The following is a 13,583-nucleotide window of genomic DNA, read 5'->3' as shown; positions in this document are numbered from 1 at the left end:
TTAAAAAATTTTAGATGGTGATTTCTTCATAATTTTCACTGTTATTTACATTTAAGGAGATTACTTTGATAACTTCAGAAATACTTTGTATTGTTGGTTTATTAAAGAACATTTTTACTTGGAGTTCAATATCAAATTCTTGTTTGATTCGATTTCTTATAGCAATAACTTTCAAGCTATGTCCGCCTAACTCAAAGAAATCATCTTGAATTCCTATGTTTTCAACTTTAAGAATATCTTCCCAAATAGCTACTAAAGTTTCTTCTGTTTTATTTCTTGGAGCTACATATTCTTGTGAAGTAAATTTATCAACAGTGAGTGCGACAGCCTTTCGATCTACTTTTCCATTTGGAGTTAAAGGTAATTTATCAACTCTTTGGAAGAAATTAGGCACCATATATTCGGGTAGTTCAGAGCGAAGGGATGCTTTTAAATTTTCCTTGTTTATATCTAATTTACTCACCACAAGTGCTGTAAGATATCTATCATTTTGATAGTCAATTACATCTACTAAGGCTTCAGATATTCCAGAAACCTGAGTTAGCTTGTGTTCAATCTCTCCAAGTTCAATACGATAACCTCTTAGTTTTACTTGAGTATCCTTTCTTCCTAGAAAGTCTAAGTTTCCATTAGGTAGCCATCGTGCTAAATCGCCTGTTTTGTATAATCGTTCACCTGATTTATAAGGATGAGCAATGAACTTCTCGGCTGTAAGTTCGGGTTGATGTAAGTAACCTCGTGATAATCCCGCTCCAGAAATACACAACTCGCCTGTTACTCCTATAGGTTGTAATGCTTGATTCTCTGAAAGTATGAATACTTGTGTATTAGCTATTGGTACACCAATCGAGATAGACTCTTTGGAAGTCTCTTGCAATTTGAAATAGGTGCTGTAAGTAGTGTCTTCTGACGGTCCGTATAAATTATATACGTCCATTTTGGAAAGTGGTAATTCTTTAGTAAACTTTGGTGGAATGATTTCTCCTGCCATGTTTAAAACTTGCACAACATTTAAGTCTATATTCTGACTTATTAATGAGTGTACAACAGATGGTACTGTATTGATTAGTACATTGCTATCTTCTTTTAGATATTTAGGAATCTGCGTTGCATCTTCTAAAACTCGTACTTTCTTTCCGGAGCACAAAGAGTAAAATACTTCATATACCGAAAGATCAAAACTGTAAGAAGTTGTAAAATAAATAATATCAACTTCCTTGGCATCAAAGGTGTTCTTAGACCACTGAATGAGTGATGTCACACTTTTATGCTCAATAAGCACGCCTTTGGGGTGTCCTGTAGAGCCTGAGGTATAAATTACATAAGCTAATTGATCAGAACTGATTGCTACCTTGGGAATCCGCGTGTCTTTTTCCTTAGTTTTAAATTCATTAAGGTATTCTTCTGTAATTGTCAATATACATTGACTATCGTGTTTGATGTAATCTTTTCGCTGTTGCGGATATGTTGGATCTATTGGCACATAAGCGCCACCTGTTTTCAATATCGCCAACAGACTTACAATGAGCCATTCACTCCTTTCTAATGCTACGCCAATTAAGGATTCGTTCTCTATCGTTGTATTTGATAGCAGATCGTTTGCCATGGCATTGGATAAATCCTCCAACTCTTGATAAGTCAGTATTTCTGTATCATCAATAATAGCTGTAGCTTCTGGCGTCTTTGCTACTTGCTCTCTGAACAAATCAATCACAGTGTTATCCTTTGGATACACTACCTTAGTGTCATTGAAGGTCGCTAATAGTTGTGTCTCTTCTTCTTGAGATAAAATTGTTAAAGATTGAATACTCTCTTCTTGATGCTCTAGTGCAGAAGTGATGAATTGTTCCAAGTGATGGTATAATTGGTCAATCAGTTGCGCATCGTAGATGTCATTATTGTATTCTAAACGTAGATGGATGCCTTCTGTATCTTCTGTAAAAGAGAAGCTGATGTCAAACTTACTCACGTCTCTTTCAATATCGCTGTAAGGAGTGATGTGCAAGCCTTCTAAGGCAACCGCTGTTTCTCTTTGGTTTTGCAATACGACCATCACATCAAATAGTGCCGATCTTGAAGTATCACGCTTCAATTTGAGCTTTTCTATTAATGAATCAAATGGATAGTCTTGGTTTGTGTAGGCTTCTACTAGTGTTTCTTTTTGGGTTTCTACCAACTCTTTGAAACTGTTATTGCCTTCGAACCTCGTTCGTATCGCAAGTGTGTTCAGATACAATCCTACTTGATGCTCTAAAGCTTCGTGGGAACGTCCTGCAATTGGAGCGCCTATGATGATATCACTTTGATTGGTGTATCTGTATAATAGTCCATTCACGCCTGCCAGTAGCGTCATATACAAGGTAGCGCCTTGCGCTTTACTGAACTGATTGAGTTTCTCACTTAGTTCTTTGCCAAAACTATAGTGCTTGGTGCTTCCGTTGTAGGTTTTTACCAGTGGACGTCTTTGGTAACTTGGCAGTGCTAATACTGGAAGTTCTCCTGTAAACTTTTCAAGCCAGTAATCTTCTTGTTTTTGAATTGCCGCTTGTTGCTCCTTACTTTGACTCCAAACTACATAATCTTGATATTGGATAGTAAGTTTAGAAAGTGTTACTTCTTCTTGATTGATAAGCTGCTTGTACACTTGCATCAATTCTTTGGTGAGTACTTCCATAGACCAACCATCGCCGATGATATGATGAATGGCAAATAATAAGTAGTATTGATCCTTTGATACTTCAAGTAGCCTTGCACTTAGTAGTGGTGCTTTACTTAGATCGAATTCTTCTTGGTAGAATGATGCTATTTTTGCCTCTAGTTCCTCTTGATTGATTTGTTGCTTGTCAAGGGTAAAGTTTAATCCTTTTGCTGAAAGTATCTTTTGATAGACTTCTCCATCTTTTTCCACAAAATACATTCGCAAACTATCATGGCGTTCTATTAAATAGCGGAAAGATAATTCTAAAGCCGTAGCATCCAAACTTCCTTCCATCTTTAAAACTCCTGGAATGTTGTAGGCTTGTCCGCCACCTTCAAACTGACTTAATACCCAAAGTCTACCTTGTGACGAAGTTAAAGGATACAATTCCTGAACTGGTGCTTTGGGAATGGATTTGTAATTGGTAGTGGTAATTTCTTTACTGAGTCCTTTAATGGTTGGGGAAACAAAAACTTGTTGTACCGTAAGACTACTTTGCAGTTCTTTGTTAATCTTATTGATCAGTTGAGTAATCTTTAAACTATGTCCGCCTAGTTCAAAGAAGTTATCGGTGATTCCAACTTTATCTACTCCTAGAACTTCTTGCCAAATTTCTGCAAGTTTTCTTTCTGTTTCAGTACTTGGAGCAATATATTCCCTTTCGCCTAAACCTTCTATTGAAACTTTTGGCAGTGCTTTTCTATCAATCTTACCATTAGAAGTGAGTGGTAAGGCTTCCAGTTTCATAAAGTACTGCGGAATCATATATTCTGGAAGATAAGAACGAAGTGTTTCTTTAAGGTTTGTTGAATCAATCGCGCTTTCTGTTACTAGATAAGCAACCAAGTATTTGTCTTGACCTTCCTCTTGTACTACAACTACAGTAGCATCTACGTCAGTTTGTTGATTCAATGCGTATTCAATCTCTCCGAGTTCAATGCGATAACCTCTGAGTTTTACCTGCGTGTCTTTTCTTCCTAAAAACTCTAAGTTTCCATCAGGCAACCATCGGGCTAAATCTCCCGTTTTGTAGAGTCGTTCGCCTTTTCTAAAAGGATGTGATATAAACTTCTCGGCTGTGAGTTCAGGTTGATGTAAGTAACCTCGTGATAATCCAGCTCCAGAAATACATAATTCCCCTATAACTCCCTTGGGTTGTAAAGTGTGGTTGTAAGAGTCTAGGATGTATATTTGGTAATTACTTAAAGGTGTTCCAATTGGAATGTATGGAGTTTTGATAGCCTTTATACTATCAACTTTCATGTTGGTGGCGCAAATAGTACTTTCTGTTGGTCCATACGCATTGACTATTTCCACTTTGTTTTTATGATACCATTCAATTGCTGTCGGTTGAATTCCTTCAACTCCAATCAATATTTTTTTCAAATAAACCTCATCATACGTAGCCAATTGATTAGAAATTTCTTTTAAATGCATTGGATGAATATAACAGTGCGAAATTTTATTCTCAAATAGATAATCCGCATACTCCTTTGGGTTATATACAACCTCTTCATTTGGAATGAATAAAGTACTACCTGAGGTTAATGATCCCATAATTTCAAATACAGAGACATCAAAAATAGTCTTACATGTAAGTGTGGTATTTGATATTTCTAACTGATAATCATCTAAGAAATTTACTAAATTCTTATGTTCAATCATTACGCCTTTAGGTTGTCCCGTAGAACCTGAGGTATAAATGATATAAGCTAGTTGAGTTGAGTTGATTTCATTTTTTAATACAGTTGCATCTTTCTTTGAAGATTGGAATTTTTTTAGATATTTTTCATCAATAACAATTTGACAATTACTGTCTTCTATGATATATTCAATGCGCTTATCTGGGAATGATTGATCAATAGATACATAAGCACATCCAGCCTTAAGCACTGCCAACATACTAATTACAATCCTCTCACTTCGATCTAATAAAATTCCAATGATGTTTTCCTTCTCTACTGTTCCTTGTGATAGAACGAAATTGGCTAATTCATTGGAATATTCGTCCAATTCTCTATAAGTAATTTTTCGATCTTCGTATACTACTGCTATGGTATCAGGATTCTTTTTAACCTGCATTTTGAACAGGTCTATAATAGTATGATCTTGTATAGGTTTAGCTGTGTTATTAAAGTCTATCAAAAGCTCTTTTTCTTGCTCTTGAGTCATACATGGAAGTTGCTTGTAAGAAATTTTTGGAGTGGTGACCAATGCTTCCAAGATTTCAAAGTACGAATCAAGCATTTGCCACATGGTATTCTCTGCATATATATCACTATTATATTCCCATTCAACAATAATAGTTCTGTCAGTTTCTTCCATTCCTTCGAGCAACGCTTGCTCGTATGGCGTAACCACTACTACATTGATATCAAATTTGGCAGATAAATTATGTGAGTCTAAAATTTCAAGATCCATATCTGGTAAGAACAAGTTTCTTGAAGGTGTATTCATGAAACTAAAAATATACTGGAACAATGGCATTATCCCTAAACTTCTTTTTGGAGCGACATGTTCCACTACTTTTCCGAATGGTGTGTCTTCGTAGGTATAGGCTTCAAAGCATGTTTCTTTTACTTTTTCAAGAGCATCTGTAAAAGTATCTGAATCTTCAAATTTTGTTCTTAGGGTAATGGTATTAATGACCATTCCTAATATATTTTTTATAGATATCAAGCGTCTGTTAGCTACGGCAGTTCCAACACAAATGTCTGTTTCATTACTAAATCTACTTAGGGTAAGCTTAAAGGCTGTCATCATCGTGATGAACAAAGTAGCACCGTTGTTTATACTGTAGTCACGTATTTTATCAGATAACTCTGCATTAATCGTTTTGATCAATAGTTTGCCATTTCCGGTAATTAGTTTTGGTCTTTTTGCTTTTTGAGGAAGTGGTAATACGGGGATATGTCCTTCTAATTTTTGTTTCCAAAAAGCCATGTGTTTTGTCAATCTTTGATCGTCAAAAAACCCTTTTTGCCAATATGAGAAGTCTTTAAACTGCAATTCAGGAATCGTCACTCTATAGTTCTCATCCTGCATTAGTTCAGTATAAATATTAATATATTCTCTTAACAGAATTCCCTGTGTCCATCCATCGTGAATTAAGTGGTGTTCGCACAAAACTAACACTTGATCTTCTTCAGATCTTTTGAGAATGGTAATTCGCAATAACGGGCCGTTTTCTAAGTCAAAAAATGTATTTCCTTCTTCAAAAATGAAGTCCTTTAGTGCTTCATCCTGCTCTTCTGGCACTAAATGCTCTAAAGAAATGAGAGGCACTTGAAATTCAAATGGTTCTAAAATTTTCTGATAAGGAACACCATCAATTACTGGAAAAACAGTTCTTAAAACCTCATGTTTTTCTGTTAACAGCGTAAATGCGCGTCGGATTCGATTAATGTCCAACTTTCCAGTCATCTTAATGGCTCTAGGAACGTAGTAAGATTTGTTCTCTTGATTTAGTTGATCTAAAAACCATAATCGTTCCTGTGGATAGGATAATGGATACAATTCCTGTTCGGGAGCTTTTTGTAATTGGAATTCGTAAGAAACTTCTTTTGATTTTATGACCTTAACAATTTCATGTATTGTGGGAGCTTCATAAAATTCTTTTAGTGAAATATCTTGGTTTCTTTTTTCTCTTATGGTTCCAATAAATTGGTTTGCAAGCAGAGAATGTCCTCCTAATTCAAAAAACTTTGTATGGATACCTATTTTGTTAATATTTAAAAGCTCTTTCCAAATATCTGCTATTTCTTTTTCTAATGCGGTTGAAGGAAGAATAATTTCCTTGTTTTCAGCAGTGTTTTTAGGTAATGGTAATTTTTCAATGTCAACTTTTCCACTCGTATTTAGTGGCAATTTATCAAGAACCACGATATGATTTGGAATCATATACGAGGGTAATTTTTTCTTAATCTCGATTAATAAATAATTATTGTCTAGTCTATTATTACTTGACACATACGCTATAAGTGAGGGCAAACTTTGTAACTCTTTTATGGTAACATGACAATTATTAATTGAAGCATCAATAGATTTGATGGTTTGTTCTATTTCACTAGCTTCAATTCGATAGCCTCTAAAGCTTAGCTGCGTGTCTTTTCTGCCATAAAAAATGAGCTCACCATGTTGATTCCATTGGCCTAAATCACCCGTTTTATATACGCGTTCTCCATTAATTTCAACAAATAACGATTTTGTTAATACTTCATTATTTATATAATGATTTGACAATCCTTTTCCTCCCAAAACAATTTCTCCAAGTGTCCCTTTAGGCAATAATTGATTGTTTTTTACAATAAATACCTTTCTATTAGAGATTGGCTTACCAATAGGAAGTATATTATCTTCTTTTGCAACTTTATGATAGGTAGCACAAACTGTACTTTCGGTTGGTCCATAAGTATTATATACATTAACCGTGTCTAATAAGTTTAATACTTGCTCTCTTTTTAACACATCACCACCACTTATAAGGGTTTTTAGCGAAAGCGTATAGTTCTTTAGATGGTCATTTAAATAATTGACCACAAATGGATTAGTACTCAGAAGCGTCACTTTATGAGTACTACATTCTTGTACTAATTTATGGAAATCTTTAGGTTTTTTTGAAATAACTAATGTTCCGCCGACACTCAGTATAGGGAATATTTCTTCTATTGAAGTATCAAATACAAAAGCGGATTGTTGAATTACACAATCAGACACATTTAAGGTAAAATACTCTGAAAAAGTTGTTGTGTAATCAATTAATGATTCATGCGTAATAGATACACCTTTAGGTTTTCCTGTAGAACCTGAGGTGTAAATTATATATGCCTCATCTTCTGGCAGAATTGTAATTTCGTTGGATATTTTTGGTGTTTTGTTTTCAAGAATAGTTTGAATCAAAACAGCATCACAAGAACATTGAACCGTAGGATTATCGGTAAGCAACAATTTAATGTCACTATCTTCAATAATGAATTTCTTCCTTTCATCAGGAAAAGTTTTGTCTATGGGAACATACGTTGCGCCCGACTGTAATATTCCTAATATTGTGGGAATAATATTTATAGACCTATCTAATAAAACACCAACACGATTTCCTTTTTTAATACCATACTCTTGAAGGTAATTAGAAATGGATGTTATTTTTTTATCAACTTCATTATAGCTTAATTCTTGATCGTTATAAATTAAGGCTTTATTTGATGAAAATTGATTATTATTTTCTTTCCAGAGTTCTGGAAAACTTCTATTCTTACGCGTACTAATTTTACCTACTGAAATACTTTTTACTTCTTCTATTTGTTCTGAAGTAGTAATAGTAATATCCTTCAATTTCTCCTCAAGTAGAGTAGTCGTATTTTTAAGAATATATTCTAGAGACTTTATAAATTCATCTGCAATGTATTCTTCCACATGGCTACCGTTAATATCAAAGCGGAATTTTAACCCTTCGGTATTATAATCCATGATATGAACCGATATTGGATCTTCTTCGCTGTAGTTGGACAAAGCTATAATTTCAGCTTCGAAATCAGAAAAGGTTTTTTGATAATCAAAACTCTCATAAGACACCCTGACGTCGTAAAGCCTATTTCCTTCGTAAGATAAGGCTTTAAGAATTTCTGCTTGCTGAAACTTTTGATGCCTGAGCATGCTAAAAGCTTCACTTTTTATTTGTTTTACAAACTCTAAAAAAGAGATATCTTCGCGTAATTGTATTTGTAAAGGAAGTAAATTAATGAAAGGACCAAAAACCTTTCTGTCCGATCTGCTGAGTCTATTAAGGATAGGAGTTCCTATGTTTATCTCTTCCGTGTAGTAAAATTTTGAAAGAACAATTGAAAAGCTTGCCAACAAAATATGAAATACACTTACTCTTTCTTCTTTAGAGAGTAATTGTATCTTCTGAAGATATTCCTCTGGCAAATATATTTCTTTATCATAGAACTTATTCTCTTGATGTTGTTGATTAAAAATTAGTTCTGGAAAGGTTGTATATTTATTTTTCCAATATTCTTGGTCGTTTAAGTAGCCTTTTGATTTGTAATATTCTTCTTCTTCTTTTACACATTGCCTAAATTCTTTAGGTTTAGAATCGTTTTGAAGAATGGTTTCACCTGTCAATGCTTTATAATTACTACTAACTCCATTAAATAATAATTGAAAAGAATACCCATCAGCTATTAGGTGATGCAATTTTGTGTACCAGATAAACGTATTGGGACTGGTTTTTATAAGCCAAATACGAAATAATCTTTTTTCTGTACTTACATTAAAAGATTGTTTAAAGTCTTTTTGAATTAAATGTATTGCTTCCTTTACACCATTTTTTTCAAAACAGTGAATATCTTCTTCAAAAGGTTTTTCATTTACTAAAGAAAACGGGATGCCTTCTGCTTCACGAAAAAAACTCTTTAAAATAACATGCTTATCGGCGAATGCAGAGATCGCTTTTTTAAATAAATAACAATCTACATTTCCTTTGATAACAGCATATCCTCCTATATTATATTTAGGAGATTCTGGAGTTAATTTTTGATCAAGCCATAGATATTTTTGAAGAGAAAAAACTCTATTCTTGATCATATAATAGATGTTTTTGATAAAATATAAGATGGTATTGTTGCCATTATATTCTGCTGTAATGAGTCAATTCGAACTATAATTTTGTTGTGATTATCTGCTTTAATAATTTCACAATCTAATCCATTTAGAGGACCATAAGTAATTTTTTTAACTTCACCGATTTTAGGGAGTTCTGCATGAGTTTCTATATCTGAAATATTCTTATCTCCAATAAGTAACTTTAGTTGGTTGATTTCTTTTTCAGTTACCCTTGCATACTCTTTTCCAAATCGGATATATGTACAAGCTCCATTTACAGATAATGCTTTATGGAATTCTAAAGAAGAATTAACATTCACAAAAACATAAGATGGGAATAGTGGTTTAACAATTATTTTCTTTCTATCACTCCACTGTTTTATTGTTTTAGTTTGCGGTAAAAAAGATTCTAAAGAAATATCTTTTAACGACTCATATACTTTTTTCTCACAACGAGATTTCACGTATAATATATACCAACCAATTATAAAATTCATAACAATGCAAAATTTAAACTTAGAGCAAAGCTTCGCTTCCCTCACTCACATGAAGTTCTTTATAGTAATTATTTTATAGGGGAGAGATCTTTAGGAAAAGTTACAGGAGTTTATCAAAAGATGATAAAACTATTAACTCTTATTCGTAAATATGGCAATTTTTTGCTTATTAGCAAAAAATTACTTCAAAAAAATATTTAAAAATTAGATAATTACGTGAAAACCGTAATTATTAGGTTACTTTAATTTATTTCCCAAGCAACTTAAAGGAAGTAATACCAATTTACATTTAAAATGGTGTTTTGGATACGAAGTTACTTTGGCAGTATAGGATGCTGTGAAAGGTTTGCATAGCCTTAGCTACGGAAAGTATTTGCAAAGAACTAAACTGCCAAATGAACGAGTTTATAAACATCATTTTATGTGCAAATTGGTATAAGTGCTCGCAAGCTTCCAAAAAAGGTTCTGAAATTGAAGTATTGTTACAAATAAGACATTTTCAAACTCCAAGTTATCTTGACTGCGCTCGATTTGAAATTTTACGCAATTATTTGAAAATCAATTTAATATGAATTTATTTATATCATAGAAATCACATTAATTATACGTTTTAGGTGCTTTTCGCTTTTTGGAAGCTTGCTCGTATACATACGCAAACGCTAATAATTGATTCTCCGTAAACGGTTTTCCGATAAAAGTCAATCCTTTTGGCTCCCCTTTTTCTGTGTAGCCCATCGGAACGGTTAACGCTGGATATTCCGCGACTGCCGCGTACGCCGCATGATAGTTGTTAATGGATAAAACGCCGTCCAAATTGTGTTCGTTCATTGGTGTGTTAAAAAAGGTTTTTCCATTTTCATGCAAGGTTTGTTTCATGTCTGAGAATACTTTTTTGGAAGCCTTGTCGCTGACAATTCCATAGAATAATTTTTGTCCGTATGGCATAGCGTTCACGGAATCTTTTTTGTTGAAATCGATCACATCCTGCACTGATTTGAAGGATAATGCTTTGTTTCCATGTGTTGCAAAATAGTCTGGCAAATCTTTTTTCATATCCAAATTCAACAAATTGATAAACTTTGGCAAACCTACTTGTGGCGTTTCAATTTCGATGATTTCAGCACCTTGCTTTTTGAATACTTCAATGGCCGCTACATACAAAGAATCTTCCAACAAACGTTTGATCGCACCAAAACGTTTTCCTTTGAGCGTTGCATTTCCGTTTTTGATGGTATTGTAATAGTAACTTCCATGGTACTTAAACGATTTGCTTTTACTATCGGTATTGTCATATCCGTACAAAGTTGCTAAAAGAATGGCATTGTCCACCACATTTTTAGTCATTGGACCTGGTGTATCTAGCGTACTTGAAATGGGTACAATTCCTGAACGACTTAATAATCCGATGGTTGGTTTGAGTCCCACAACAGAGTTTTGACTTGCAGGCGATAGAATGGAACCTGCTGTTTCCGTTCCGACAGCTGCTACGGCAAAGTTTGCTGCCACTGAAACCCCACTTCCAGAACTTGATCCGCCCGTATCGTATATTTTTCTTCCGTACGGATTTAAGGTTTGTCCGCCAATGGCACTGTATCCGCTTGGACAATCGCCACAGAAAAAGTATGCCCATTCACTTAAATTTGCCTTTCCAAGAATGATGGCACCATCATCTTTTAATCGTTTTGTGATAAACGCATCATTGGTCATGTTATTTTTTAATGCAACTGCACCTGCTGTTGTTGGCATATTTTCGGTGTTGATATTGTCTTTTAACAAAATGGGCATTCCAAAAATAAGCGGCTTTAGTTTTTTGTTTAGAAAATCGCGATCGCGTTGTTTTGCTACTGCAATAATATTAGGATTGATACTAATGACAGAATTTAACGACAAATCGTTGTCTCGATCGTATTTTTTGATCCTGTACAAGTAAAATTTAACCAATTCTTCGTAAGTAAAAATTCTTTGTGTGCGACTTTCTTGCAATTCTAGGATATTTTTTTCGAGGATATATGGTTTTAACCGTTGGTAATCTGCTTCTGTAAAATCTGTCATTTGCTTGGAAACTACAGCCCAAACATCTTGATTTTCAATATTTTTAGAATCTAATACTTTAAATTCTCTAAATTCTTTGACACTGATATCAGAAATATCATTTTCACTTTGTACTTTTTTTTGGGTATGACAAGCTATTGACGAAAATAGAGCGAGTACGAATATAATTTTCTTCATTTTGATGCGTTATTTAAGGATATAAAGATACAATCAAAAAGTTTAACGGTTTGGAATTCTTGTTTTTTTAGCTTCTAAATGTCATACTCATTATTGTTTTTATATATTTGTCATACACGAAAAAAAAATTTTATGAGAAAAGTAGTTTTACTTCTACTGATCGGATTTGTATACTCATGCTCAGATGAGGTACAAATTCCAGAGATAATACAACCTTGCCAAACTGTTGCTGCTTCTTTTGCTTCAGATATTACAAGTAATTCAGCCAGACTTAATTGGTGCGGAACTGTTAATGAAGCAGGTGAATGTTTGCCCGTTACTGGTGTTGCGTGGACCGCTTCTTGGGGAACGCCAGGATTCGATCCAGATGCAGGTACTATTATCAATACTACCATGACGAGTGCCAACATCAATCTTTTGTCTTCACAGACTACGTATGAGTTTTATGTAAAGTCTGATTGTGATTTAGCCAACAACGAATGGTTTGGTCCTGTAGCATTTACAACTTCGTGTCCAGCACCTACCGATTTAGGCGCTACTGATATTACGCAAACTACCGCTTTATTAACTTGGATGCCAGGCGGAAGTGAAATTGCTTGGGAAGTAAAATTTGGATTGACAGGATTTAATTTGGAAGAAGCAGATGCGTTTGCCACTGGAAATAACTCTCAATATCCTGTAACGAATTTACAACCAAATAGCGAATATGAATTTTATGTAAGAGCTAATTGTAATGCAGTTACTGATGGAGATCAAACAGGAAGTTTTAGTGCATTTTCTGGACCTTACAGATTTGCAACATGTTTGCCTCCTTTAAATTTAGTATATGATACGGTGACGCAGAATTCAGTTTCTGTTGATTGGGACTCAAATTCACAAACTACTTGGGAAGTAAGTTATGGTGAAGCTGCAACTTTTACGCCAGAAACGGGAACAATTGTTACGGTTAATAATTCCAATTTCACAGCCAATGGATTATGCCCAAGTACAGAATATGCATTTGCTGTTAGAACTTTATGTAGCACAACGACACAAAGTCCTTGGTTGGGCTTCGGAGGAAATGTAATAACACCAGCACTTGGTTATACTGGAATGTACACGTATGAAGAGATTGGAAATACAGATGAACTCATTTTTGGAGATTCTGCAACGGTAGATATTGTAAGCGTTTCTGATACCGAACGAAGCATTACGGTAAAGTATTTGGCTAATTTGGATGTGATGAATACACAACCAACCATGACTTTTAATTTTACTTTAAATTGTGATGGAACCATAACTGTTACCGACGATCAAGATACGAACTTTAACTGCGGTGGCGACAATGTTTTGTTAGGTCAAGGAATGGCAACACCAACAGCTTACAACTTGGTTGATGATACTACGATTGACATTCGATTTGTAGAAGATACAGGAAGTATCATGTGTGTCAATGCGCCTTTATCAGAAGTAGTAATTCGATTGACGAAATTGTAATAGACAAAAATAATATAAAAAAAAGCTGCAAGTTTCTAGGAACTTGCAGCTTTTTTGTTGTGCATTATTGTTGTAAGTCT

The 13,583-nt window shown here is 34.3% G+C and carries 4 protein-coding genes; 1 reads left to right on the top strand and 3 read right to left on the bottom strand.

Annotated features, from left to right (window positions below):
* Nucleotides 1-10 precede the first annotated feature (10 nt).
* The 3 genes from KORDIASMS9_RS11890 to KORDIASMS9_RS11880 all read right to left on the bottom strand — a co-directional run bounded on the left by KORDIASMS9_RS11890 (nucleotide 11) and on the right by KORDIASMS9_RS11880 (nucleotide 12,027).
* A complete protein-coding gene (locus KORDIASMS9_RS11890) occupies nucleotides 11-9,283 on the bottom strand; it encodes a non-ribosomal peptide synthetase (protein ID WP_114903047.1) in 9,273 nt (3,090 codons plus the stop codon).
* Nucleotides 9,280-9,798 carry a UpxY family transcription antiterminator gene (locus KORDIASMS9_RS11885; protein ID WP_114903046.1) on the bottom strand — a complete coding sequence of 173 codons (519 nt, stop codon included), beginning with the start codon at nucleotides 9,796-9,798 and terminating at the stop codon, nucleotides 9,280-9,282. Before KORDIASMS9_RS11885 ends, KORDIASMS9_RS11890 begins: the two co-directional genes overlap by 4 nt.
* A gap of 597 nt (nucleotides 9,799-10,395) precedes the next feature.
* Complete coding sequence (locus KORDIASMS9_RS11880; protein ID WP_114903045.1) at nucleotides 10,396-12,027, bottom strand: amidase family protein; 1,632 nt, start codon at nucleotides 12,025-12,027, stop codon at nucleotides 10,396-10,398.
* Between the two features lie 132 nt (nucleotides 12,028-12,159).
* Between KORDIASMS9_RS11880 and KORDIASMS9_RS11875 the strand changes: the two genes are divergently transcribed.
* On the top strand, nucleotides 12,160-13,503 hold the full coding sequence (locus tag KORDIASMS9_RS11875) for a fibronectin type III domain-containing protein (RefSeq protein ID WP_162819907.1): 1,344 nt from the start codon (nucleotides 12,160-12,162) through the stop codon (nucleotides 13,501-13,503).
* Nucleotides 13,504-13,583 lie beyond the last annotated feature (80 nt).

It is taken from the genome of Kordia sp. SMS9, assembly GCF_003352465.1.
In the GTDB taxonomy this organism is placed as follows: domain Bacteria; phylum Bacteroidota; class Bacteroidia; order Flavobacteriales; family Flavobacteriaceae; genus Kordia.
The sequence above is the reverse complement of the archived record's forward strand: the minus strand, read 5'-3'. Positions and strand labels throughout refer to the sequence as shown.

Bases quoted from the DNA above. Each gene is read 5' to 3' on its own strand.
- KORDIASMS9_RS11875 (WP_162819907.1), top strand. From the start codon at position 12,160: ATGAGAAAAGTAGTTTTACTTCTACTGATCGGATTTGTATACTCATGC.
- KORDIASMS9_RS11880 (WP_114903045.1), bottom strand. From the start codon at position 12,027: ATGAAGAAAATTATATTCGTACTCGCTCTATTTTCGTCAATAGCTTGT.
- KORDIASMS9_RS11885 (WP_114903046.1), bottom strand. From the start codon at position 9,798: ATGAATTTTATAATTGGTTGGTATATATTATACGTGAAATCTCGTTGT.
- KORDIASMS9_RS11890 (WP_114903047.1), bottom strand. From the start codon at position 9,283: ATGATCAAGAATAGAGTTTTTTCTCTTCAAAAATATCTATGGCTTGAT.